Here is a 23,593-nt window from a genome sequence, read left to right as displayed (position 1 = left end):
GCCGGCGGGGTTTATTCGTGTCTTTCTGAATGTCTCGACTTGCAATGAGTAGTCACCAATCCACCGCAGTGACGATGGCAGCCCTGTTGATCCTGTCCGTCGTCGCCCTCCCAGGCGCGGTTATCGCAGCAGAACCGGCCGCCAACGACTCGGACGCGGGTCTCGGAATCGACGTCTCGCAAGACGAGTCGGTGACCGTCACCGTCACCGATAACGAGACAACGGTCGAGGAAATGAACCTGACCGTCAAGCCCGTCAATGAGAGCCAGTCGTACGCGGCTGCCGGCACGTACACGAACGTCAGCGGCGAGCAGACGTTCGACGCCCCTGAGGGCAACGAATCGATCGAGGTCGAGTTCGCCGCCGCAGTCGGCAACGAGTCGGTCTCGACGACCGAGACGCTCGTCGGCGACGAGGGTGAGGCGGACGAGCCCGAACACAGCAACTTCGGCTCGCTCGTCTCGGCGTTCGTCGCAGACCACCAGAACGAGACTGACGGACCACTCGGCCACCTCGTTTCGAGCTTCGTCACCGAGAACAACCCTGGCAACGCGCCTGACCACGCTGGCCCGCCAGCCCACGCGGGTCCGGGCGGTGACGACGAGAACGGCAGTCAGGGCCCACCAGCCCACGCTGGCCCTGACAACGCCGACGACGATGGCGATGACGCCAACAGCAGCTCCCAGGGCCCACCAGCGCACGCTGGCCCAGCCACTGACGCCGACAGTGACGATGATGGCGACGACGAGGACGCCGACAGCACCGACAGTACCGACAGCGCCAACTCGAGTAGCGGGCCACCTGGCCACGCGAACGGGAACGCTAACGGCAGCAACTAACACCCGCTCTACACCGGAGTATTGACTACCTGACTGGCGATCTGACGAAACTACCTACACTATTCGGAGCCTGCCACCGGCCGACGGCACCCACACGGTGTTTCAGAGGCACCCCACCCAACCCATCGCTCGCCCTCGCCGTCGCCGGGCGCAGGACCGGTCGCAGCGGTCATCGTCGCTGCCGTCGAACGATTCGTGGCAGCGCAACCACACCACCGACGAACCACTGCGGCCGACTCCACCGTTTTGACCCGATTTCCACGACGCCCCCACCAGTAGGAACGATCAATTGGGGGCTCCGATGCAGCTACTTCCAGCCCAACCCTCGTTCTCGCTTCGGTAGGGTTTTGGCCCCTGTCGCACTCAGTCAAGCTATGAGCGACTATCCGCCGATCAGCGAACAGCTGGACGACGCCGACGAGGCCCGCGAGGACGGCCGTCGGAAGATGGACTGGGCAACTCAACACATGCCCATCCTCGAGTCCGTCCGCGAGGAGTTCGTCGCCGACAAACCGTTCGACGGCGAGCGCATCGCGATGGCGATGCACGTCGAAGCGAAAACGGCGATTCTCGTCGAAACCCTCGCCGAGGGCGGTGCCGAGGTCGCAGTAACGGGCTGCAACCCACTGTCGACCCACGACGACGTCAGCGCTGCGCTCGATGCTCACGACAACATCACGAGCTACGCCAAACGCGGCGTCGACGACGAGGAGTACTACGACGCCATCGAGGCCGTCATCGCCCACGAACCGACCATCACCGTCGACGACGGTATGGACCTCGTCGCCGCTATCCACGAGGACTACCCCGAACTCATCGACGGCATCATCGGCGGTGCCGAGGAGACCACCACCGGTGTCCACCGCCTGCGCGCGATGGACGACGACGGGGCGCTTGACTACCCGGTCTTCGCCGTGAACGACACGCCGATGAAGCGCCTGTTCGACAACGTCCACGGCACCGGCGAGTCTTCTCTCGCGTCGATCGCGATGACTACGAACCTCTCGTGGGCCGGCAAGAACGTCGTCGTCGCGGGCTACGGCTACTGTGGCAAGGGCGTCGCAAAGAAGGCCGCGGGCCAGAACGCGAACGTCATCGTCACCGAGGTCGAGCCACGCCGCGCACTCGAGGCCCACATGGAGGGCTACGAGGTCATGCCGATGGCCGAGGCCGCCGAAGTTGGTGACGTCTTCCTGACGACGACGGGCAACCGCGACGTCATCGTCGAGGAGCACTTCGAGAAGATGCAAGACGGCGTCTTGCTCGCCAACGCGGGCCACTTCGACATCGAAATCGACCTCGATGCGCTTGATGACCTCGCAACGGACCGTTACGAGGCCCGTGACGGCGTCGAAGCCTACGAGATGGACGACGGCCGTCGCCTCAACGTCATCGCCGAGGGTCGCCTCGTCAACCTCGCCGCGCCGGTCTCGCTCGGCCACCCGGTCGAGGTCATGGACCAGTCGTTCGGCGTGCAGGCGGCCTGTGTGCGCGAACTCGTCGACAACGGCGACGCCTACGATGCCGGTGTCCACGACGTACCGGACGAACTCGACAAGGAGATCGCCGAGATCAAACTCGCAGCCGACGGCGTCGAGTTCGATTCGCTGACGGACACCCAGCACGAGTACATGGACTCCTGGGACCACGGGACGTAAGCGAGACCCGTTCTGCTGGTAGCGAGCCGCTGTCTCTCCGTTTTGTTCTATCACTCGACAGAGGATTGTTACTCCGCCTTTCCCGCTGACTCCTCACCGTACGTCCGTTTGAGTTCCGCTCGCCAGTCGCGGTCGACGCTGGCGCTGTCGTAGCTGCGCCGTTTATCGTCGTACTCTCGGAAGTCGACCTCGAAGCCACCACCGCCCGCTTCGCGTGCGTACTGGAGAGCGAGGATGACGTGTTCGAAGGTGATCGTCACGTCAGCGAGCGAGTTCGGACCTGTACCTGCACCTGCGCCTGCGCTTGCACTACCAGCCTCGAACACCCGACCCTCGTGGGCCTGGGTGGCAGCGATGTACGCAGCATACTTCGCGACCTTGCGGATCAGTGCGGGCGTGATGGCGATACGCCCGAGGAACTCGTAATCGAACGTCTCGGTGTCGACGGACGCACCCTCCGGGAAGGCGTCCCGCCAGAGCTCGCGGCGGATGAGTTCCTGCGGTTTGTCGAACTGAATCGAGTGGTCGATGCGGCGTTTGAACGCCGGATCGATCCCCGTCTCCTTGTTCGTCGTCAGTAAGAGGATACCGTCGAACGACTCGAGTCGCTGGAGCAGGAAGTTGATCTCCGTGTTGGCGTAGCGGTCCGTCGCGTCCGTGACTTCGGCGCGCTTGCCGAAGATGGCATCCGCTTCGTCGAACAGCAAAATCGCGTTCGATCGTTCAGCCTCGTCTAGCAGCGTCGCCAGCCGACTCTCCGTTTCGCCGATGTACTTGTTGATCACCTGCGAGAGGTCGACGCGGTAGAGATCGAGCCCGGTCTCGGCCGCGATGATCTCGGCGGCCATCGTCTTCCCGGTCCCCGGTTGCCCGTAAAAGAGCGCCACGATGCCGTCGCCGCGGCTGCCAGGTTCGCCAAAGCCCCACTCGCTGGTGACTGGGCCACGATACTGGAGGTGTCCGGCCAGCTCCTGGAGGTGGGTCATCGGCTTGTCGTTGAGCGAGATATCCTCCCAGGTGTAGCCCGGTTCGAGCGATTCCGCGAGGGACTCGAGTGTGGTCGCGGAGTAGCGCTTGCAGGCCTCGTAGAGGTGTTCGCGCTCGAGTGCGCCGTCAACGGGATCGAAGGGGGCGTCGGTGCAGTCGTCGCTCACGTCGCGGTTAGCCTCGTCACGGTCACCCGTCCCGCCATCAGTTCGGCAGAGATACCGCGCCGTCCGCACTGCGCGACGGATGTCACGCTGTGGAAGCCGGAAGTTCGTCGCGAGGACCGCGGGAAGCGTCTCGTCGGCGAACTCCGCGGTGTACTCTTCCCAGACGGCCAGACGCGTCTCGTACTCGGGGAACGGACAGTCGCAGGTCTCGAGTCGGTGCGTCGTGAGGTTCACGTCGGGCGTCCATGGCTCGGTGTAGCTCAGGAAAACATCGCCGGGCGCGTCGTCCATGCGCTCGACGAGCGCGTCGATGCTGGGGTAGTCGTCGGCAGTCGACGGTGTGATTGTTTCTTCCCCGTCGTCGACGGTCGGACCGTCGTCCCGTCCAGTCACCGTCTCGAGTCCCTCGAGATGGATCGCAGCATCCTGCAGGGCTGCTTCCCGACAGAGACGGGTGAGCAGGTCGTTTTCGAGCACGGCAGCGCCATCGGCACGCAAAATCGGCGTCTCCGGATCGGTGAGTGCACCGGGGAGTCGGTCTTTACCGGTGCCGTCCTCGCCCGAGAGGTAGTAGATCGTCGGCCGATCGGAATCGCGTGAGCGCGCAGCGATTCCCTCGAGTACGTTGGCAGTCTCCTCGGGAAAGACGAGGTCTTCGGGCGTGCGCTCGTGAGACTCGATAGTGACATGCTCGGAGAGCGGAGGGCCGAGACTATCGTAACCCTTGAGATACCGGACGATACGGTCGTCGACGGTGAGCGTATCGAAACTCGCGGGCCGCCCAGGATCTCGTGGAGTACGCTCGAGGAGGTCATACTCGAAGAGCGGTGATGAAGGAGAGAGTAACGCGGAGTGTTCAGCCGACGGATCGTCGCATTCGCAGTCGTCACCGAGATAGCAGCGCACCCGTTCGAGAAGATCGATGGACGGATACTGGGCACTGTTCACGCCACAGATTTTCCCATATGTCGTCGTGATCGAGCGATCGAACTCCGGTGCGAGGACGATCAATAACACGTCGAGCTCGGCCCGCGAGAGGTCGAACGCCCGTTTGATCGTCTCCAGTGGAAGATCGACACCGGCTTCGCGGGAAGCCGTCACATCGGCGTCGATCTGTTCGGCGCGAGCCGCGAGTTCGGCCCGGAGATCTCCACCGCTGTCTGTCACGGTTCCGTCCCCGCTCGAGACCGCGCGAATGCGCGACGCAACTGGTACGAATTGACCGGCACTCGTCCGTGTTTCTCCCCGGGAATCGCGTTCGGCCAGTAGTCGCTTGAAAAGCCACTGGAGCCGATCGAACTCGGCTTGCAGGTGGTCTCCAGCGTGATCGTACATACTACCGACTAGCTGCTTTTTTACTAATATATGCTGGTTCGATACTACTCTCCCCTTTCAAACAGTAGCTACAACGTGTCGGGTGCCTTTACTCGAGTTGGCTCTATGCGTAAATTCATCTCTCGAAGCGGAGATTCTGACTGGTGCTTCAGAACGTCCGAGAGTAACTATTAAGCACTATTAGTTTCAATTTTAACAAAATGAGTTGCTGGACTGGTACTTACTGCCGGCAATCCACGACCTCCAACGTGGTGAGTCGGTAGATGGGAGGGAAACGGACACGCAAGCGAGCATCGACATCGACCGACTCCGACAAGTCTCCGAAGTCAGAGTCAGAAGCCAAGCGTCGCTCCTCGAGTTCGACTCGATCGAAGAGTCGACTCGGCCCACTGGACGGAACCGCAGCGTTCGATCAGGGTATCGGTGACGATATCAACGCCCTGACCGGCCGGCCCGAGGGATTCGATGCGATGGTCGAGGCGAATCTACCCGAGTTCGAGCCGCTCCCAACTGGTCCGGACGCGCATATTCAGCGTGCACTCGAGGGAACCGACACCACGCAGGACGAGGTTCCCGGTACAGTCCTCGATGTGCTCGGCCAGGGAGGGAAGCCGTTAGACGGCCCGATCCAGCGGGCGCTCGAAGACCGCATGGACGCGGACTTCTCGAACGTCCGGATTCATACTGGTGGGAGGGCGGCTGAAGCGGCCGACGCGATCGACGCGAAGGCGTTCACCTGTGGGAACGATATCGTGTTCAACTCGGGCGAGTACGATACCGAGAGTCCGGAAGGCCAGCATCTGCTGGCCCACGAGCTGGCGCACGTCAAACAGCAGAACGGCGGTGCGTCCATCTCGATGATGCCCAAGGAGGGCGCTGATCTCGAGATTGATCCAGATCCGCAACTCGAGCGGGAAGCGGATCAGGCGGCTGAACAGGCGCTCTCCGGTGAGGGCCCGCTGGTGGTCAATCGGATGGGGACGGACGTACACGTGCAGCGGACACCTGCTGAGGTCAGCGTCGAGAACAACTACAAGGGAATCAGTGACCTCGTCGACGAGGTCAGCGAACTTCGCGAGCAGGTCAGTGAAAACAGTCAGACCATCGAACAGACCCAGTCCTCGCTGACCTCCCTCGAGGACGAGGTCCACTCCGGGCTGGGACAGAAAGCTGCGGGCCTCGCCGCTGGGGGCATTGGAGCCGGGACCATTGCGCTCGGCCGAGCAGGGATGGAACCCGCCCTTCAGGAGGGGCTTTCCGAGACTGCGATGAATCCGGAACTGGCCGCCCCCGCGATGGCTGCGAGCCTGATGGCCGTCGGTGTCGGTGCCGCCGGTGCCGGTGCAAAAGGCCTCTGGGACCGTGCCAAAGAACGGTTCTTCGGGGACGAGGCTGATGAGGAAGAGCAGTACGATAGCGAAGAAAGTGGTGGAACATTAGATTCGGTCAGAAATATGGTCCGGTGATTTCTGTGGAAGGCTCAATTCACGGAGAAAATGACGACCTAGCTGTGGTAGATATTATTGATAACAACGGCACTGAGCACGCTGTTGCAATCGCCCGAAATGGGACCGTTCAACAGCACGCTCAAGATGGATATCCTGATGATCCATCCCAGCGGACGTTCGCAGAAGACGAAAGCGTCTCCCAGGCCCGCCGCTTCGCCCGCTGGCACGTCTACCGCGAGGAAGGCTACGACACCGTTCCGAATCCCGACAACCCCGACCGGCTCGCTGCCGTCCTGATGGCCGTTCTGGACCTCGAGGACGAGGCCTTCGACGAGTACTTCGGGACGCTGTACGAGCAGATGGCCAGTCACGAGCGATCGGACGTGATGCCGGTACTCGACATTCCCGACGCGGTCTACAACGAGGAGTTCATCGTCTACAAACAGAACGTCTACCTCGAAGAAGATCTCGACACGATTCAAGAGCAACTGCAACGTCCAGCGGTCGAGGTACTGGGCGAGGACACTATTCAGGAACTCGTCGACGCCCAAGGCCAGGGACTCGTCGCCAAAGCTCGGTCACTCATCGGTGGCGGTACCGACCAGACCGACGACGAGTTCGACCCCGACGTTTCGTTCACTGATCTGACGATCGCGGATGTCTCCGGGCTCGACACGATGTACAGCGAGCCCGACGGCTACAAAACTATCGAGGGCGAGGACCCAATCGATCGCGAGCCCGACGCTCGGATCGAAACCCTTCCGATGGGCTTTACCCGGGAGCAGTTCCGTCGCCACGTCGGCCACATCCTCGTTTGCCAGATCCGCGATTGCTTCGTCAGCATGGGGCTGGAGCCGCCGGCTCAGTACCGCGTACTCGGTCACGGGAAGTTCAAGTACTCCGCAAAGTACCGTGATTTCGACTTCTATCCCGACTACTGGGATCACGAAGCGTCCATTTCGGGGTACCTCTCACCTGTGTAAGTAAGGACGCTATAGAGAACCCCAGAATATGATCGATGTCGGCGGCGAGGATCAGCCTCTCGGCGGGACCATCCAGCGCGCCCTCAAGGGCACTGGCACGAGTCAAGACGAGGTGCCTAACACGGTGCTTAACGTGCTCGGTGATGGCGGTCAATCGTTAGACCAGCCGATTCAGCGTGCACTCGAGGAGCGCATGGACGCTGACTTCTTGAACGTCCGTATCCATCCGGGCACAAGGACCGTCGAGGTCGCCGACGTGATTGCCGCGGCCGCACTCGGGGACGCCACTGCCAGCACTGTCATCGACGAGGTGGTGTCGCTCTTTGACGGGCAACTACAGGCGCTGGTTTTTGAGGTTCACCAAGAGCGCTGGATCGATGACCGACGAAGGGCACGACAGTCTGACTGACGAAGTAGCCGAGTTGTGAGATACCGTCTCCGAGGGCCAGCACGTGATCGAGGAAACGCGGATAACCCTCAGTGTCCCTCGAAGACGAAGTCCACAACAAACTTAGTCAAACGGCCGTTGGTATTGCTAACGTGGGGCTTGGTGCCGATACAATCTTCCTTGGCTGTCTGAACGGCCACCACGCTGAAAGTGGCTGGGTGTGACGGTCACGTATCGAATGGCCGAGCCGTCGCCCGAAGCCGCTGATATGAGCACATCGAACGCGGAGGACGTACGCGAGTCTGCAGCGGCTGTAGACAGTGAGCCCACCGGGACCACCACAACTGACGATAGCGACGCTGAACCGACGGCACAGCACTTTCCACCCGAACCGGAGCCTGGCTCGTACTCGATCGGACCGCTACTCACCCACTCGCAAATCGACGCAAACGGCCCACTCGAGATCAGTCTCGCTATCGAGGGCGCTGGCTCGCTCGACGACCCCGACCTCGACGTCTTTCTCAGGCGAGAGCGGATCAATCCGGGCGAGCAGATCGAACTCGGTGTCTTCGTCTCTGGCTGTGGCAGCGTTTCTGCGGACGCGCTCAGCGTCTTTCACGGCCACGACGGCGTTCTCGACCTGGAAGAGCCGGGAACGATTCGCCGCAACGCCGCCGGCCGCGGAGCCACTCACTCTCGCGAAGCGGACGATACGGATTCGAACTCGAGTACCCCTACTCGGTCGGACACGCCAGAGTCGCCTGGCCCGTCTGTGTTCCAGTCGGATGTCGACGCCGCTGGCGGCAGCGAGTACGGGCTCCAACAGAAGCCACTCGACGGCAATCGGCGCGAGGAGCCGGCGTACATACTCGAGTGCAATACGCGAACGGATGCGCCGCCGGGACGGTATTCGGTGCCGGTGGTGCTCACCTATCGCACCGAGGCTGGAATTAAGCAGGTGAAACACGTCCAGACGGTGCGGGTGAACAGCGTGCGAGAGCGCTGGGAGCCGTGGGTGACCCGGAGTGCGCTCGTGCTCGGTGTCGTCGGTGCTATCAGTCTGTTCTATGCGGTTGGCCCGGGGTTTTGAGCGTGGCCTCGGTTTGAGTGTGGCCTCGATTTCTGAGCGGGCGCTGTCTGGATATCTGCCCGCGAAAAAACGGCTTCTCTGGTGGGAGCGGTTTCCTGCCGGCTGGGAACGGTTGTCCCGTTATACGTGTTGTGAGGTCCAACCTGTATCCGTAGAGGTGACCGATAATGGAAGCAACTTCGATGAACCGGTTGGAAAGCCGCCTCGGTGGCGTGACGATTGACGGGCGGCCACACCAGCTGAGTGCGTGGGCGGTCGTCGGACTCCGGCTTCTGATGGGCTGGGTGATGGTAACTGCGGGCTGGGGGAAACTGACCGGTGAGTTCAGTGCGTACGGGTATCTGGCCAACGTCGACCCGGCGAGCCCGGCGAGTGGACTGTACGGACTGATGGCGGCGAGCGAGCCGTTGATGGGCGCTGTCGACGTGATCGTCCCGGTCACGCAGGTGCTCATCGGCGTCGCGCTGATCGCAGGCGCGTTCGTCCGCCTCGCGGCACTCGGAGCAGCATTCCAGATGGTGCTGTTCTACTTCGGTAGCTGGGAGGTCGCCGGCGGCCTGGTCAACGACCAACTCGTCTACGCGGCGGTCTTCCTGGCCCTCGGGGCGTTCGCGGCCGGCCGAATCCTCGGCCTGGACCGCTACATCGAGACGCACCCAATCGTGGAGCGCTATCCGGCGCTTCGCTACCTGCTCGGCTGACGAGGACGGCCAACGCATCGGCCGCTTCACCCCTTCTGTCTCTTTCTGTTGTACTCTCGCTGGCTCCCGACGACACGTCAATCGGAATACGAGAGAGGAACGCCCAAGAGGCCGGCCGCCCAATCGCCACGATATGGAAACGTCCCCACAGCAACGGACGGACGGGCCGCTCCGATCGACCCTCGTCGGCTTCGGCCTCGCGATACTCGGCTTAGTCGCCGCTGAATTCGTCACACTGCCGGCGTTCTTGCTCGATCCGACGCTCCTCGAGTCACCAGGTGACGCCTCGAACGCCGCAATCTTCGTCCTCCTCACCCTGAACTTCGTCGGTTTCTTCCTCGTCGGCGGCCTCTATCTCCGCTATACGGGACGAGGGTGGGACTGGCTCGATCTCGAGTGGCCCTCGCGTCGCGGCTGGATCTACGTCGGCATCGGTATCGTTGGCAGCATCGCATTCGTGATGGTCGTCAATCTCGTCGCGACGGTACTCCAGTTGCCCTCCTCCGAGAATCAGGTGATGACACTGGTAGGTGACGACCCGAACATGATTCTGCTCATGATCGTGATCGTCTTCCTCTTCAACGCGCCCGCAGAGGAGTTCCTCTTCCGAAACGTGATCCAGAAGCGACTGTACGCCGGCTTCTCTCGCATCGGTGCAGTCGTCGTCACGAGCGCGATTTTCGCGCTGGTTCACATCCCTGCCTACGCGCTCGCAGCCGATGGCTCGTTCGCCCCGCTCGGCGCGATTGGCGTCTCGCTCGCCGTCGTCTTCGGCGGCTCGCTGATCTTCGGCTACCTGTATGCGCGGACCGACAACCTGCTCGTTCCGACGGCAGCTCACGCCGCGTTCAACGCGATTCAGTTCGCGATCCTCTATCTCGTGGTTCGGTACGCGCCGGAGGAACTCGAGACGGCGATGGCTCTCGCTGGCGGTCTCGTCGCTGCGCTCCCGCTGTAACGTCACGACAGCTCGCTGATCACTTTTGCAGCGCTCCGGGCTGGCGCTTCGCCCGGTTTATTACCACCCCTCGACGAACTACCCGTATGTCTCAGGCGAAGGGCGACCGCCGCGAACGCGAACTCGTCAACGAACTCGACGAGGCCGGCTTCGCGGTGATGCGCGCGCCCGCAAGCGGTTCGGCGACCGAACGCGAACTCCCCGACGTACTCGCCGGCGACGGCGAACAGTTCTACGCGATCGAAGCCAAATCAAGCGCCGGCGACCCGATCTATCTCACCGGCGAAGAGGTCGAGGCACTCATCTACTTCGCACAGAACTTCGGCGCGAAACCCCGAATCGGCGTCCGCTTCGACCGCGAAGACTGGTACTTCTTCCACCCCGCAGACCTGCACGTCACTGACGGCGGGAACTACCGCGTGAAAAAAGAGACCGCACTCGCCGACGGCACCGACTTCGCGGAGTTCGTCGGTGCCTCGGCAAAGGTCACGCTCGACGAACTCGGTGACGAAGACGGCGACGACGGTCCAGACGAGGACATTCTTCGGGTACTCAACGCAGTCGAACAGGGCGTAATGGATATCGAGGAAGCGGCGCGGGCACTCGAGTAGCGCCGAGTCGCTACAATCCGTCTTCTTGTCCGCTTCTCGCGGCTACTCCGATTCTGCCACGATTTCGCGAGCGCCCTCAGCAGTGACTGACTCGTAGCGGACGATCGACTCGTACGCCTCGAGTGCGAACCGGTCGCCGCTCGTGATCCCGCGCGCCTCCTGGTCCGTGAGTTCTCTCGAGACGAAGTGGTTTGCGACGAGCGCCAGTCGGCCGTTCTCATCCTCGGCCGCCAGGTCGCGCTGTGCACGCTCGAGCAACACCGCAGCGGTAAAGACATCGAAGACGTAGTGTGCGAGGCGCTTTGCGGACAGTTGCGCGTACTCGGAGTCCTCGCCGGCGAGCGTCGCGAGCGCCCCCATCAGGTCGTGGAACTCACCTTCGACCGTCGCGGCGGCATCTGCCAGCGCTGGATGCGAGACGTACTCGAGTCGCTCGCTGATCGCGGCCTGCAGTGGTTCGTGGGCGTTTTCGCGTTCGAGCGCTCGGAGGACGTCAAGCGAGAGGATGTTCTCAGTGCCCTCCCAGATCGGGAGGACCTGTGCGTCTCGGAGCAGGCGGTTGGTGACGAACTCGTTCACGTAGCCGTTGCCGCCGTGGATTTCCATCCCGTAGGAGGCGGTGTCGACGGCTATGCGGGCGGTGCGGGCCTTGGCGATGGGGATCAGCAGTCGCATGAGCCGGTAGGCGTCGTCGGCCGTTTCGCCGGCTCTTGCTGCCCGTTCACGCTTCGAGAGTAGTCGCGCCGCCTCGAAGGTGTACGTCGTCGCGGCCTCGTGGGTGACGGCCATGTCGACCAGATCCGCGCGCATCAGCGGGTACTGGTCGATCGTCTCGCCGAAGGCCTCGCGATTTGCGGCGTAGATCTTGCTCTCGAGGAGGACGCGGCCGATGATGCCACAGGAGGCGGCCGCGTTCGAGAGACGTTCGAGGTTGAGCATCTCGGCCATCTGCCGGAAGCCGTGTTCTTCCTCACCGACGAGATACGCCTTCGCACCGGTAAACTCGACCTCACCGGTGGGGACCGAAATCGTCCCGAGCTTATCTTTGAGTCGGCGGTAGCGCTGGTCGTTGACGTCCTCGGGCGAGAGCGGGCCGTCTTCGCGTCGCTGGCCCTTGGTCAGGGGGTCGTCACGGTCACGGTCACGATCACTGTCATGGTTCGTGCTATCCGGGTCTCCGTGAGGCACGAGGAACATCGAGAGACCCGCGGTTCCCGCCGGTGCGTCCTCGGTCCGGGCGAGTGCGAGGGTCCCTTCGGCGTCGATATTCGAACAGAACCACTTCTCGCCGGTGAGTCGCCAGTAGCCCGCGCTCTCGTCCCACTCCGCGCGGGTCTCGTTCGCGCCGACGTCGCTGCCGCCTTGCTTTTCGGTGAGGAACATCGCGCCCTCGATCAGGTCCTCGTAGTCGCGACTCGTGAGCGCGTCGTAGTACTCACGCAGCACGTCGTCTTCGCCCTCGCGACTGAACTTCTCGAGGACGAGCGCCGCGCCGGCGGTCATCGCAACCGGGCAGTCAAAGCCCGGATCTGCGTAGGAGAGCAGGTACTGCATCGCGAGGTTGTGCGAGAGCGGCATCGGCTCGTCGCGACCTGGCGGCGCTTCGAAGGAATCCGCGACGATGCCCTGTCCGTAGGCCAGGCGTTCGTTCTCGTACTGTTTTTCCGGATACCGAACCCAGTTCTGTACCTCGCCGTACTTGTCGTAGGGCTCGAGTTCGGGGCCATGGTCGTCGATGTCGTCGGCGTTGTCCGCGATGGTGTGGCCGACGGTTTCGCCGAACGCGGAAAGTCGCGATTCGGCCCAGTCGAACTCGTCGCCGGTGTAGACGCGTCGAAGCTCGCGCTGGAGCGTCTGATCGAGTTCCCAGTAATTGACGTGGCGGCCTTCCTCAAAGGTGCCGTAGTCGATCCCGGTGTCCGTGTCCATGCACGCAATTGTTACCGTGTCTCAATAAAACGGGAGTACCGAAACAGTTTCTCAGTTGTGTACTGTTTCCAAGCGATCCCGAACGTGTGCTCGGATGGCGCCTCAGTCGCGCTTCTCGAGTCGCGTCCGCGGGAAGACGTACACCCGCAACGAGTTGGGGACGACGCCGTTCGGTCGTACAGTCGCGTGCGGGTAGACGACGCCGACGACGGGCACGTCGGAGTCGTATTCCGAATTCGTGCCGTACTCCGCGACGGTGCAGTCCGCGGCGTCGATCCGGACCGCGTCCGCTCGGAGGTCCGAGATGTCGACGACGGTGAGCCGGTCGCCCGTCTCGCGGTCGACAACCGTGTCACCCGGCCAGAGCGTGTGTGTCTCGCAGTAGACGGGTTGCCCGGACTCTTCGTCGTTGGTGGCAATGCCGTTGTCATCGTCCTCGGCGACGAAAACCGACTCGTGACAGTCGGCGTTCTGGCACTCCACGGCGAGCTGTCCCGGTGGCGGGGTGCGGCCGTCGGTGATCTCGATGGCGACGCGGCGGATGTGCTTGCAACGAACGCTGCGGAAGATGTGATCTGGGCAGGTACACCGGCCCGCCCCGAGGTCGACGAGGTAGGTGTGATCGCTCGCGGACTCGACCTCGTAGAGGCCGTCGCCGAGCGGGAGGACGGACATCGGTTCGGTCCGGGCGCGGCGCGAGCGCTCCTCGAGTTGGTTCGGTGTCTGTACTGGAAGCGGTGCTTTCGGTGACGCTGTTGTTTTCATGGGTGCGTCGGGTGAGACTGTCGCGGGATTGGTCGGGTGGCTATTCATCAGAGATACGTGCTGGAAGGGTATAACGGCCCTGTCCGTCGGAATCACTGACTGCTGACTGGGGCTGACCGTTGGGTTGTGTGACAGTCTCGGTGTGTTCGGAAAGCGTCATCTTACCGTCGCTGTGGTTCGATCACGGTGTAGTGACGAAGTAGCTCGAGTACGGCGTGATGACAAACCGGTTCGACCATGGTGTGGCGATCACTGCTGGTCACAATAGGTGAGTTCTAAGAGGATGGCTCCGTTCTCCCCGATATGGGACTGCTGGACGGACTCCGTGCCGCGCTCGGACTGCGCGCCGAGACTGACGCCAGACGCGACGCCGACCCCGAGGACCTCTTCGGGATGAGCACCGCCTATCTGACGATGGAGGCGGAGTTAGGGTACCAATCACTCGATATCGGCGCGCTCTGTTTCTCCGGCGTCGACTCCCACAGCTTCCGCGACGCGGTCGACGAGGTCGAGGCGATCCTCGAAGCCGGCCAGGAAGATACCGGCACCGAGTTCACCGTCACCGACGACGACCACGGCTATCACTGGGTCGTCCTCGAGGACAGCGATCCAGAGGACCTGATCACGAGCATGCACTTCGCCGCGGATACGTTCATCGAGCGCGGCTACGGCTCGCGGCTGCTCGCCGCGGTCTTCGCCTACGAGAACCGGGGTGGGACGGCCTACTGGATCTATTCGTTCCGCCGCGGTGCCTACTACCCCTTCGCGCCACGGTCCGGTCGGGAGCGGGACTCGAGTGCGGAGTTCAAACTGGAGGCTGCCCTCGATGGTGAATTGCAAATCGAGCGCGAGAAGGAGTACTGGTATCCGCTGTGGCCGAGTCAGCGGGGGACGCATCCCTGGGAGTGAGTTGAGAGTGAGCCGGGAGTGGGTTGGAAGTGAGCCAGGACTGGATTGGGAGTAAGCCGGGACTGGGCACGAAGTGAGTGATGCGAGCCGAGAATACGTCGAAATTGAGCCGAGAATGAGGCCAGTCTCGTGACTACCAAATATATTTGGCAACACGGCTATGGAGCTACCACCGCTATGAACTGATACGGCAGGCCGCCACATCATCCCCACACCACATCATCCGAACTGCGCCATACACAGTTCGTCGCCTGCCGCATCCCACTTCCTTCCGACTCCCATCCCGTTCGACGCACACGTATCGCCTAGCCGCGACGATGTGCGGACACTGACTCGCGGCTGATCGAGGCAAAATCAGCCCTGTTGTTGCTGCCCTGCGAGATGGGTAACTGGACCCAACCGAACCGGACCGAAGGAGTGTTTTGCATCGAGGACTTCCTAGACGCCAATGAGTCACCAGCAGGCCGACGCGATCGACGTCGGGGCCATCCGCGAGGAGTTCCCGATTCTCCAGCGCGAGTTCGACGGCCAGCAGGTCGTCTACCTCGACAACGCGGCGACGACCCAGACACCGGACCCAGTCGTCGACGCGATGAGCGACTACTATCGGGAGTCGAACGCCAACGTCCACCGCGGGATCCACCACCTGAGCCAGGAGGCCTCGGAGGCCTACGAAGCGGCCCACGATCGGGTTGCCGAGTTTATCAACGCCGACGGCCGCGAGGAGGTCATCTTCACCAAGAACACCACCGAGGGCGAGAACCTGCTCGCCTACTCCTGGGGGCTGGCCGAACTCAGTCCCGAGGACACGGTCGTCCTCACGGAGATGGAACACCACGCCTCACTCGTCACCTGGCAGCAGATCGCCAAACGAACCGGTGCCAGCGTCGAGTACATCCGTGTCGACGAGACCGGCCGACTCGACATGGACCACGCTGCCGAACTCATCGACGACGACACCGCCATCGTCTCGGCGGTCCACGTCTCGAACACACTCGGCACCGTCAACCCCGTCTCCGAACTGACCGACCTCGCCCACGAACACGACGCGCTCTCCTTTATCGACGGGGCACAGGCCGTCCCGAACCGCCCCGTGGACGTGAAGGAGATCGACGCCGACTTCTACGCCTTCTCGGGCCACAAGATGGCCGGCCCGACCGGCATCGGCGTTCTCTATGGGAAACGAGACCTCCTCGAGGACCTGAACCCATACCTCTACGGCGGCGGCATGATCCGCAAGGTCACCTTCGAAGACTCTACCTGGGGCGAACTCCCCTGGAAGTTCGAACCCGGCACGCCACCGATCGCCGAAGCCGTCGGCCTCCACGCGGCAGTGGACTGGCTCGAAGACATCGGCATGGATCGAATCGAGACCCACGAGGAGGAACTCGCAGCCTACGCCTACGACCGACTCGAAGCCGAGGAGGACGTCGAAATCTACGGCCCCGAAGGCGGTCCAGACCGCGGTGGCCTCGTCAGCTTCAACCTCGAGGGCGTCCACGCCCACGACCTGACCTCGATCATGAACGATCACACGATCGCGGTCCGCGCCGGTGACCACTGTACGCAGCCGCTCCACGACAAACTCGGCGTGCCGGCCTCGACGCGTGCCTCGTTCTACGTCTACAACACGCGCGAGGAGATCGACAAGCTGGTTGCCGCCCTCGACGACGCACGGCAACTGTTCGCGTAACGCGTCACGTCTCGTTCTCTGCTACCTGTTTGCGTCCCGATTCTCCGGCCGGAACACGTGTTGCTCGGACTCCTACTCGAGTACGAATCCGAGTCCAAGTACCGAGCACCGAGTCTCCCAATGGGTAGCTGTCGACTGTTGCTGCACTCTCGCGACCAACCGCGGGCGTGTCAACACGGAATGCAACCCTGATTGCAATAGTCACATATATCTTTGATTAGTGGCGACGGTACTGGTATGCACGTTCGACGAATTGGGGTTGTGGGTATCGCAGTGCTCGTCGTGATCGGGTTTGTGAGCCCGCTGGCGGCGGCCGGAACAGTTGGAACGACCGGAACGGCTGGACCGGCCGGAGCGGGACCAGCACCGACAGTCGATGCAACCGAGCCAACCTGTTCGTTCCCGCTGACCGTAACGGACGACACTGACACCGAGATCGAACTCGAGTCCCCACCTGAATCGGTCGTGACGCTCAACCCGAGCGCGGCCCAGACGATGTGGGAGATCGGTGCCGAGGACCAGGTGGTCGGGACGACACAGCACGCCGAGAACCTCGCGGGTGCCGAGGATCGCACGAGCGTCTCGACGGAGTCCGAGACGATCGAACACGAGATTATTGTCGACCTCGATCCCGACCTCGTGCTCGCACCGAGCTCCGACTACGTCTCCGAGGTGGACGTTGAGACGCTCCGTGAGGCCGGCGTGACCGTCTACTACTTCGACTCCGCGGAATCGATCGACGACGTTCGCGACCGCACGCACACCATCGGCTCGCTCGTCGGCGAGTGTGACGGCGCTGCCGAGACCGTCGACTGGATGGACGAGGAACTCGCCATCGTCGAGGACGCACTCGAGGGCGAGGAACGCCCGGACGTGCTCTACACCTTCTTCGGCTTCACGGCCGGCGAGGAGACGTTCATCCACGAACTGATCGAGGCCGGCGGCGGGACGAACGTCGCAGCCGAAGCGGGTATCGCGGAGTACCAGCAGCCAACCGACGAGATGATCGTCGAACAAGATCCCGAGTGGCTGGTCCTGAACACGAACTCGCCCGATGTGCCGGACGCGCCGGCCTACGACTCTACGACCGCCGTCGAGCAGAATCAGACGGTGACGATCGACGTCAACCACCTGAATCGGCCCGGGCCGCGTGTCGTCCACGCGGTGACGGCGATGGCTGAGACGTTCCACCCGGAGGCGTACGCCGAGGCGGTTGCTGACGCCGAAACGGAATCCGAGACGGACGCTGACGACGAGTCCCAAGCTGACTCTGACTCCGAATCCGACACCACCGACGACTCGGACGGTATCCCCGGATTCGGCATCGTTCCTGCTGGCGCTGCACTCCTCGCCCTGCTCGGCTCGCTCGCCGTAATCCGTCACGGTGATAGGAATCCGTGAGAAGATCCCTCGTATGAGTCGCAACGTTATCTCAACGTCGCCGTCGTCGACGGAGATTCTGTACGCCCTCGGCGTCGAACCCGTCGCCGTCTCGCACGCCTGTGACTTTCCACCAGAGGCCGCCGACCTGCCGACGATCGACGTCTCGAAAGTCGACGCCGAAGCCAGCGCCGACCGCCACGAACAGGTCCGCGCCGCAACCGCGAACGGCCACCTCTACCGGATGGACGCCGAACGCATCGATGACGCCGACCCCGACCTGATCGTTACCCAGGGCGTCTGCGGCGTCTGCGCGGTCGACGATGTGCTCGTCGACGAGACCCTCGCCGATCTCGACGCCGACCCCGAGGTCCTCGCACTCGACGCCAGTCGACTCGAGGACGTACTCGAGTGCGTCCACGACGTCGGCGCGGCCACCGGCACCGAAGCCCGCGCGGACGAACTCGTCACCGACCTGCGAGAACGAATCGCAGCACTCGAGGAGCGGGTGCCAGCAGCGCCCCGTCCGCGAACGGCGGTACTCGAGTGGATGGATCCCGCGCGGCCCGCCGGCACCTGGGTACCAGACGTGGTCGACCTCGCGGGCGGCGAGTACGGACTGAGCGAGCCCGGCGAGCGCTCGGCACCGGTCGAGTGGGACGACTTTCTCGAGTACGATCCGGAGGTGCTGGTGGTGGCTCCCTGTGGGTTCGATGCGGCGCGTACGCGCGAGCAATTCGGCGAGCTGTCGGATCGGCCGGGTTGGGAGGAGCTGACGGCGGTTCGCGAGGATCGGGTGTTCATCCTCGACGGCGGCGCGTATCTGACGCGGTGGACGCCGCGGCTGGTCGACGCTGCGGAGCGACTGGCGACGCTCTGTCATCCCGAGGAGTTCGGGGAGCCGCCGGCGGATGTCGTTCGCCCTTGAGTCCGATTGAAGTATATTCGTGAATCCGCCGCGGAACGGAGCACTTATCGCTCACTTCTGAAAACGGATGGGCTATGCTCGAGGAAGTCCGGAGTCGCGCCAGATCGTACTTCGAGGACGCGCCGCCGGCCCACGACTGGCACCACGTCGAGCGCGTCGACGCGCTCGCGGAGACGCTCGTTGACCGCCACCCCGACTCGGCTGGGATCGACGAACAGGTCGTCCACCTCGCGGTCGCCCTCCACGATATCGGCCGCGAGCGCGAGGACCGCGGCGAGATCGACTGTCACGCGATCTGGGGAGCTCGGGAGGGTAGCGAGATCCTTCGTGAACTCGGTGCTGCCGATGAGACAGTTTCGGCGGTCTCTCACTGTATCTGTGCCCATCGGTACTCGAACGACGTCGAACCGGAGACCGTCGAGGCGATGGTCGTCTCTGACGCGGACAACCTCGATGCGCTCGGTGCGGTCGGCGTCGGTCGCGTCTTCGCTCACGGCACCGCCATCGATTCGCCGATGTACGACCCGGCAGTTCCGATCGAGGATGACGAAACCTCGTCGGGTGTGAGCCAGTATAACCACCTCCACAAGAAAATCCTTGACCTTCCCGAGCGGATGTACACCGACGTTGCGAGCGAACTCGCCGACGAACGCGCACAGTACGTTCGCGAGTTCGCCAGCCGGTTCGAGGCCGAGGCTGTCGGCGAGCGCTGACGAGTCGGTCGCTCTGGTCACGCTCGGTGACTGTTCAACACGCTTGCGACAACTGGCACAGCGTTTTTGATTTGGGCGACGCTATGACCGATGCCGAGGTGAGAATAATGTACGAGAAACTCATCGGCAGTCCACAACAGGACCCGTTCGACGCCCTGGTCGACGTTCTCGCCGCGGTAGACCGGTACGACTTCACGCTCGCCGTTATTCCGGTCGCGTTCGCGGTTGCACTGATCGTGGCGACCGTCACGAGCGTTTCGACACCACAGATGTTGGCCGTCGCCGCGCTCGTCGGTGCACTCGTGATCGCCGATGCCTGTTATCTCAACCCGCCGATCCGTGACGGCGGTCGTGACGACCAGGGGTCGACGTAACGGTATCGCCTCCGATCAACAACCGTTTTTCGTACCGCCGGTGTCCTTCGAACAGCGTCTGCTCTCCAGTCCCTGCAGTTCGGCGTCGAGCGTCCGGCTTACCCGCCCCGGAACCCTTTTACAGATAACTGGCATAGCCACACCCACCAATGGGACTGGGCTCGGATATGTACCGACAGCAGATCCTCGACCACTACAAGAACCCGCGCAACTACGGGCAACTCGAGGATCCAACGTTTACCCACATCGGCGAGAACCCGATGTGTGGCGACGAGATTCGGATGGATGTCAAACTCGCCGAGGACGGCGACGACGGCGACGACAGCGCGGAAACGATCGAACGCGTCGCCTTCTCCGGCGACGGCTGTGCGATCAGCCAGGCGTCAGCCAGCATGCTCTCGAGTGAACTCCGCGGAAAGACCGTCGACGAACTCCTGGAGATGGACCGAGACGACGTGATCGACATGCTCGGTGTCGATATCTCCCCGATGCGGGTCAAGTGTGCGGTGCTCGCGGAGAAGGTCGCCCAGGATGGAGCGGAGATTTATCAGGGCGAACTCGACGTGGAGAAGACGACGACTGAGGACGACGAGTAAGTAGGTGAGAGTGACCTCGGGTGGCGGTTGCGGTTGTGGTTGTGGTTGTGACTGTGTCTGAGCAGACGAATTCGACGTTGGTTCCGCCTTCGACTCCTTTCCGACTTGTTCCGCTTGTTGGCGGCTGCCACGGAGCGAAGCTGCATTCGGAATTGGTTTTTCACCTGACGTGAACAACGTCGTATGGCTACTCCCCGTACCAGACAGCAGGATATCCTCCTCTTGCTCGCCTCCATTCAGGTCTCGATATTCGTCCTCGTCATCCCGATGCTCTGGCCGCTGTTCATCGGTTCGGTGCTGATTCTCCTCCACGTTGGGAGGGGTGAGTACCACCGACAACTTGCAGAATACGAGGACGCTGTCGAGCAGTAGTGCTGTCGCTACACAGATGGATGAGATAAGACACGGGCTAAAACGGACTACAACGAGTGTGTCAGTGTGACTGCGACGCTGATTACTCCGGCTTCAGACCCTCGTCCTGAACGCGCATGACTGCCTCGCCGTCGGCCAGGTTCGGCGCGTCGACCAGGCGAACGATCCGCTTGTCGCCTTTGGACTTGCGGAGGTACATCCGGAACGTCGACTTGTGGCCCAGGATGTTGCCACCGATCGGCTGGGTTGGGTCGCCGAAGAACGAGTCCGGGTTCGACGCAACCTGGTTCGTGACGATGACTGCCGTGTTGTAGAGGTTACCGACCTTGTCGATGTCGTGGAGGTGCTTGTTGAGCTTCTGCTGGCGCTCTGCGAGTTCACCACGGCCGACGTACTCGGCGCGGAAGTGGGCAGTCAGTGAGTCGATACAGAGCAGGCGAATCGGGTACTCGGACTCTTCGTATTCGCTCGCCAGTTCCTTTGCCTTCTCGGCGAGCAGCATCTGGTGGTTGGAGTTGAACGCCTTCGCGACGTGGATCTTATCGAGCACATCGTCGATGAGTTCGTCAACTGCGCCCTCGTCGCCAGCCGAGCCCTCGATTTCGCGGTCCTCGAGTGCAGCGTTGATTGCTTCGTCGGGGAGGCCCCGTACCATGTCGTCGATTCGTTCCGGCCGGAAGGTGTCCTCGGAGTCGATGAACATCGCGGCGCCATGGAGACCGCCGACCTCCTTCGGAAGCTGGACGTTGACGGCCATCTGGTGGGTGACCTGGGACTTCCCGGAGCCGAACTCACCGTACACTTCGGTAATCGACTGGGTCTCGATACCGCCGCCGAGGAGCTCGTCAACCTCGTCGATCTGCCAGCTCAGTTTGCCGATCTTGTTTCGTCGCTCGAGTACTGTCGAGCCGGTTTCGAAGCCACCGACGTCGGCGGCGTCACGTGCGGCGTTGACAATATCTGCGGCCGTCGATTCGCCGACGTCCGCGGTGTTCGAGAGTTCAGAGGGAGAAGCGACGGCGAGGCTCTGGAAGGAATCGAAGCCTGCGTCGTGGAGTTTGTCTGCGGTTGCCGGTCCGACGCCGGGGAGTGTCTCAAGGTCTGCGTCTGCCATACGTCTCCGTTATCGTGGACACCCCATAAACCCTCGTTAACAGGGAAGTGAAAGTGAAAGTGGCGGCAGGCGTCGGGGTGAGGAGTCTGGATGCTGAACAGTTATGTATGATGGGGTGGGCAGTCGCGCGTTCAGGCTGGGCTACAGCAGCAACGTATCACGACAACTGCAGCGACAGTACTGACGCCAGAATCAGTGCAGAGGCGACAACTCAGGGTAGCGACGGCTCGTCAGTCCACTCGAGTTGCACCAGTCGATCGCCAGTTCCAACGAACAGTTCCCTGTCGCCGACCGCCGGTGTGTTCGTGATGGGGTCCTCGAAGCCGTGGTGCCAGAGATGGTCACAGTCGTCGGTGAGGTCGAGGCCGTAGAGCGAGCCGGTCGTGTCGCCGACGCAGAGCACGTCGCCGGCGACGACGGGTCCTGCCTGGACCTCGCCGTCGAGGGCGACGCCCTTCTTCGAGAAGAGCCAGCCGCGCAGTTTTCGTCGGCCGAAGGTGGTGTCCGTGACGTGGGCGTAGCCGTCGTTCGCGCCGATGATCGTCGTCCCTTCCTCGGTGAGAACGGTTGCACTTGAGGTGAAGCCGCCGGTGATCGTGTAGGTGAACCAGGTCTGGCCGGTGCCGGCGTTCAACGCGAGGAGTGCGCCACCGGCGTCGGCGACGTAGACGCGGCCGTCGGCGACCGTGAGCTCGTTCGTCGCGACGCCGTTGGTGGGCGCAGCCCAGATTCCCGCTCCGTCGTCGCTCGCGAGACAGAGGACGCGCTCGTCGGCCGTCGCAGCGTAGATTCGCGGTGAGTCCCAGGTGTCGTCGCCTTCGGTGTCGATATCGATGCTGTCGTTCAGTTCCATGCTCCCGTCGAGTTCCTGTCCGAGGGTCTGGTCGGCGTCGTGGTTGCGTTCGGATTCGAACGACGGCGCTGTCGCTTGCTCCTGTAGCGGTGCTGTCCCCCGCTCTGTGTCCGGCGGTCTCGCGATAACCGGCGCTCCCGTCACCGGCGCGTCGGTTTCGACCGTCCAGCGGATGGTTCCTGGCTCTTCGGCCGACTCGCCGTCGCTGTCATCCAACTCGAACACGTCCACGTCGTCGCCAGCGGCCGTCGCAATCGCGGTGAGGCCGTCCTCGTGGCCCGCGTATAGGTCGCCGTCCGCAGAGAGCAGGGCCGTCGTGAGCGGGGCCGGTAACTCGAGTTGCCAGTACTGCTCCCCGGTCGCTGGATCGACGGCGTGAATCGTCCCGTCGGCAGTTCCGAAAAACAGGCGTTCGCCCGCGAGGACGGGCGCGGTGTCGGTCGCGGTCATCGTCTCGACGACCCACCGCCGTCGTCCCGTCTCCTGGTCGAACGCGTAGCAGTTCCCGCGGTCTGTTCCGACGAAGACAGTGTCGCGGTCGAGCACCGGGGGGCCGGTGGTGCCGATAAGGTCGGCTGTCCACCCCTCCTCGACGCGGACGGGGTCGGAGACGACTCGCCGGATGCCCGAGCGTTGCTCGTCGCCCTCGCACTGAGTCCATTCTGTCACTGTGGGTGCGTACTGACTGAATCGGTATAATGGATGCGACCTGCCAGCATCGTGGCCACCGCGGGCGCTCGTCGGTTCGGAGACAACTCAGAACGAACGACGGGGAGCATGCCCCAGTACGTCACTGCTCCCG

General features: G+C 62.8%; 22 protein-coding genes. 17 read left to right on the top strand and 5 right to left on the bottom strand.

Translation table 11 applies throughout. The annotated features are described in order from the left end of the window. The first annotated feature begins 74 nt into the window (after positions 1–74). Both C483_RS10435 and C483_RS10430 read left to right on the top strand, forming a co-directional pair. Entirely contained in the window at positions 75–839 is a 765-nt protein-coding gene (locus tag C483_RS10435; protein WP_006653323.1) for a hypothetical protein, read from the top strand. A gap of 374 nt (positions 840–1,213) precedes the next feature. After that, complete coding sequence (locus tag C483_RS10430) at positions 1,214–2,497, top strand: adenosylhomocysteinase (protein ID WP_006653322.1); 1,284 nt, start codon at positions 1,214–1,216, stop codon at positions 2,495–2,497. A 68-nt stretch (positions 2,498–2,565) separates the two neighbouring features. Here C483_RS10430 and C483_RS10425 read toward each other — a convergent pair whose 3' ends face one another. Then, positions 2,566–4,986: an ATP-binding protein gene (locus C483_RS10425; protein ID WP_006653321.1), complete on the bottom strand. Its 2,421-nt coding sequence runs from the start codon at positions 4,984–4,986 to the stop codon at positions 2,566–2,568. 263 nt (positions 4,987–5,249) lie between these two features. Between C483_RS10425 and C483_RS20875 the strand changes: the two genes are divergently transcribed. From C483_RS20875 to hjc, 7 genes are all read left to right on the top strand, one after another. Continuing rightward, the gene (locus C483_RS20875; protein WP_006653320.1) at positions 5,250–6,452 is read left to right on the top strand and encodes an eCIS core domain-containing protein; all 1,203 of its coding nucleotides are present in this window, start codon (positions 5,250–5,252) and stop codon (positions 6,450–6,452) included. Between the two features lie 44 nt (positions 6,453–6,496). Then, complete coding sequence (locus C483_RS10415; protein ID WP_006653319.1) at positions 6,497–7,417, top strand: hypothetical protein; 921 nt, start codon at positions 6,497–6,499, stop codon at positions 7,415–7,417. 28 nt (positions 7,418–7,445) lie between these two features. Then, positions 7,446–7,826 (top strand): eCIS core domain-containing protein, encoded by a 381-nt coding sequence (locus C483_RS21250; RefSeq protein WP_006653318.1) that lies wholly within the window; start codon positions 7,446–7,448, stop codon positions 7,824–7,826. Positions 7,827–8,043: 217 nt separating this feature from the next. Further along, positions 8,044–8,895 carry a hypothetical protein gene (locus C483_RS10405; RefSeq protein WP_006653317.1) on the top strand — a complete coding sequence of 284 codons (852 nt, stop codon included), beginning with the start codon at positions 8,044–8,046 and terminating at the stop codon, positions 8,893–8,895. A gap of 167 nt (positions 8,896–9,062) precedes the next feature. Beyond that, positions 9,063–9,596: a DoxX family protein gene (locus C483_RS10400; RefSeq protein ID WP_006653316.1), complete on the top strand. Its 534-nt coding sequence runs from the start codon at positions 9,063–9,065 to the stop codon at positions 9,594–9,596. Positions 9,597–9,729: 133 nt separating this feature from the next. After that, a complete protein-coding gene (locus tag C483_RS10395) occupies positions 9,730–10,554 on the top strand; it encodes a CPBP family intramembrane glutamic endopeptidase (RefSeq protein ID WP_006653315.1) in 825 nt (274 codons plus the stop codon). 86 nt (positions 10,555–10,640) lie between these two features. Continuing rightward, a complete protein-coding gene (gene hjc / locus C483_RS10390; RefSeq protein WP_006653314.1) occupies positions 10,641–11,165 on the top strand; it encodes a Holliday junction resolvase Hjc in 525 nt (174 codons plus the stop codon). Positions 11,166–11,207: 42 nt separating this feature from the next. On the opposite strand, the gene C483_RS10385 is transcribed toward hjc, so the two are convergent. Beyond that, on the bottom strand, positions 11,208–13,094 hold the full coding sequence (locus C483_RS10385) for an acyl-CoA dehydrogenase family protein (RefSeq protein WP_006653313.1): 1,887 nt from the start codon (positions 13,092–13,094) through the stop codon (positions 11,208–11,210). A 102-nt stretch (positions 13,095–13,196) separates the two neighbouring features. Continuing rightward, a complete protein-coding gene (locus tag C483_RS10380; protein WP_006653312.1) occupies positions 13,197–13,859 on the bottom strand; it encodes an SWIM zinc finger family protein in 663 nt (220 codons plus the stop codon). Positions 13,860–14,162: 303 nt separating this feature from the next. Here C483_RS10380 and pspAB point away from each other — a divergent pair, with 303 nt between their 5' ends. The 8 genes from pspAB (at position 14,163) to C483_RS10340 (ending at position 20,824) form a co-directional block, all read left to right on the top strand. Further along, complete coding sequence (pspAB, locus tag C483_RS10375) at positions 14,163–14,768, top strand: PspA-associated protein PspAB (protein ID WP_006653311.1); 606 nt, start codon at positions 14,163–14,165, stop codon at positions 14,766–14,768. A 448-nt stretch (positions 14,769–15,216) separates the two neighbouring features. Beyond that, positions 15,217–16,461: an aminotransferase class V-fold PLP-dependent enzyme gene (locus tag C483_RS10370; protein WP_006653310.1), complete on the top strand. Its 1,245-nt coding sequence runs from the start codon at positions 15,217–15,219 to the stop codon at positions 16,459–16,461. Between the two features lie 237 nt (positions 16,462–16,698). Continuing rightward, complete coding sequence (locus tag C483_RS10365) at positions 16,699–17,862, top strand: PGF-CTERM-anchored ABC transporter substrate-binding protein (protein ID WP_049912557.1); 1,164 nt, start codon at positions 16,699–16,701, stop codon at positions 17,860–17,862. A gap of 13 nt (positions 17,863–17,875) precedes the next feature. Next, the gene (locus C483_RS10360) at positions 17,876–18,769 is read left to right on the top strand and encodes an ABC transporter substrate-binding protein (RefSeq protein WP_006653308.1); all 894 of its coding nucleotides are present in this window, start codon (positions 17,876–17,878) and stop codon (positions 18,767–18,769) included. A gap of 74 nt (positions 18,770–18,843) precedes the next feature. Further along, positions 18,844–19,482, top strand: coding sequence for an HD domain-containing protein (locus C483_RS10355; RefSeq protein WP_006653307.1), 639 nt, complete (start codon positions 18,844–18,846; stop codon positions 19,480–19,482). A 107-nt stretch (positions 19,483–19,589) separates the two neighbouring features. After that, a complete protein-coding gene (locus tag C483_RS10350) occupies positions 19,590–19,856 on the top strand; it encodes a hypothetical protein (protein ID WP_006653306.1) in 267 nt (88 codons plus the stop codon). A 149-nt stretch (positions 19,857–20,005) separates the two neighbouring features. Then, positions 20,006–20,452 (top strand): iron-sulfur cluster assembly scaffold protein, encoded by a 447-nt coding sequence (locus tag C483_RS10345; protein WP_006653305.1) that lies wholly within the window; start codon positions 20,006–20,008, stop codon positions 20,450–20,452. Between the two features lie 183 nt (positions 20,453–20,635). Continuing rightward, the gene (locus C483_RS10340; protein ID WP_006653304.1) at positions 20,636–20,824 is read left to right on the top strand and encodes a hypothetical protein; all 189 of its coding nucleotides are present in this window, start codon (positions 20,636–20,638) and stop codon (positions 20,822–20,824) included. Positions 20,825–20,906: 82 nt separating this feature from the next. On the opposite strand, the gene radA is transcribed toward C483_RS10340, so the two are convergent. Both radA and C483_RS10330 read right to left on the bottom strand, forming a co-directional pair. Continuing rightward, a complete protein-coding gene (gene radA, locus C483_RS10335; protein WP_006653303.1) occupies positions 20,907–21,938 on the bottom strand; it encodes a DNA repair and recombination protein RadA in 1,032 nt (343 codons plus the stop codon). A gap of 211 nt (positions 21,939–22,149) precedes the next feature. Further along, positions 22,150–23,460: an outer membrane protein assembly factor BamB family protein gene (locus C483_RS10330; protein ID WP_006653302.1), complete on the bottom strand. Its 1,311-nt coding sequence runs from the start codon at positions 23,458–23,460 to the stop codon at positions 22,150–22,152. Between the last annotated feature and the right edge of the window lie 133 nt (positions 23,461–23,593).

This window comes from Natrialba hulunbeirensis JCM 10989, assembly GCF_000337575.1.
Lineage (GTDB): Archaea > Halobacteriota > Halobacteria > Halobacteriales > Natrialbaceae > Natrialba > Natrialba hulunbeirensis.
The sequence above is the reverse complement of the archived record's forward strand: the minus strand, read 5'-3'. Positions and strand labels throughout refer to the sequence as shown.

What these genes read in the sequence shown, in the direction of transcription:
- radA (WP_006653303.1), bottom strand. Translation starts at nt 21,938, where the DNA reads ATGGCAGACGCAGACCTTGAGACACTCCCCGGCGTCGGACCGGCAACC.
- pspAB (WP_006653311.1), top strand. Translation starts at nt 14,163, where the DNA reads ATGGGACTGCTGGACGGACTCCGTGCCGCGCTCGGACTGCGCGCCGAG.
- hjc (WP_006653314.1), top strand. Translation starts at nt 10,641, where the DNA reads ATGTCTCAGGCGAAGGGCGACCGCCGCGAACGCGAACTCGTCAACGAA.
- C483_RS21250 (WP_006653318.1), top strand. Translation starts at nt 7,446, where the DNA reads ATGATCGATGTCGGCGGCGAGGATCAGCCTCTCGGCGGGACCATCCAG.
- C483_RS10425 (WP_006653321.1), bottom strand. Translation starts at nt 4,986, where the DNA reads ATGTACGATCACGCTGGAGACCACCTGCAAGCCGAGTTCGATCGGCTC.
- C483_RS10400 (WP_006653316.1), top strand. Translation starts at nt 9,063, where the DNA reads ATGGAAGCAACTTCGATGAACCGGTTGGAAAGCCGCCTCGGTGGCGTG.
- C483_RS10385 (WP_006653313.1), bottom strand. Translation starts at nt 13,094, where the DNA reads ATGGACACGGACACCGGGATCGACTACGGCACCTTTGAGGAAGGCCGC.
- C483_RS10350 (WP_006653306.1), top strand. Translation starts at nt 19,590, where the DNA reads ATGTACGAGAAACTCATCGGCAGTCCACAACAGGACCCGTTCGACGCC.
- C483_RS10435 (WP_006653323.1), top strand. Translation starts at nt 75, where the DNA reads ATGGCAGCCCTGTTGATCCTGTCCGTCGTCGCCCTCCCAGGCGCGGTT.
- C483_RS10365 (WP_049912557.1), top strand. Translation starts at nt 16,699, where the DNA reads ATGCACGTTCGACGAATTGGGGTTGTGGGTATCGCAGTGCTCGTCGTG.
- C483_RS20875 (WP_006653320.1), top strand. Translation starts at nt 5,250, where the DNA reads ATGGGAGGGAAACGGACACGCAAGCGAGCATCGACATCGACCGACTCC.
- C483_RS10370 (WP_006653310.1), top strand. Translation starts at nt 15,217, where the DNA reads ATGAGTCACCAGCAGGCCGACGCGATCGACGTCGGGGCCATCCGCGAG.
- C483_RS10355 (WP_006653307.1), top strand. Translation starts at nt 18,844, where the DNA reads ATGCTCGAGGAAGTCCGGAGTCGCGCCAGATCGTACTTCGAGGACGCG.
- C483_RS10340 (WP_006653304.1), top strand. Translation starts at nt 20,636, where the DNA reads ATGGCTACTCCCCGTACCAGACAGCAGGATATCCTCCTCTTGCTCGCC.
- C483_RS10405 (WP_006653317.1), top strand. Translation starts at nt 8,044, where the DNA reads ATGGCCGAGCCGTCGCCCGAAGCCGCTGATATGAGCACATCGAACGCG.
- C483_RS10380 (WP_006653312.1), bottom strand. Translation starts at nt 13,859, where the DNA reads ATGAAAACAACAGCGTCACCGAAAGCACCGCTTCCAGTACAGACACCG.
- C483_RS10430 (WP_006653322.1), top strand. Translation starts at nt 1,214, where the DNA reads ATGAGCGACTATCCGCCGATCAGCGAACAGCTGGACGACGCCGACGAG.
- C483_RS10345 (WP_006653305.1), top strand. Translation starts at nt 20,006, where the DNA reads ATGGGACTGGGCTCGGATATGTACCGACAGCAGATCCTCGACCACTAC.
- C483_RS10395 (WP_006653315.1), top strand. Translation starts at nt 9,730, where the DNA reads ATGGAAACGTCCCCACAGCAACGGACGGACGGGCCGCTCCGATCGACC.
- C483_RS10360 (WP_006653308.1), top strand. Translation starts at nt 17,876, where the DNA reads ATGAGTCGCAACGTTATCTCAACGTCGCCGTCGTCGACGGAGATTCTG.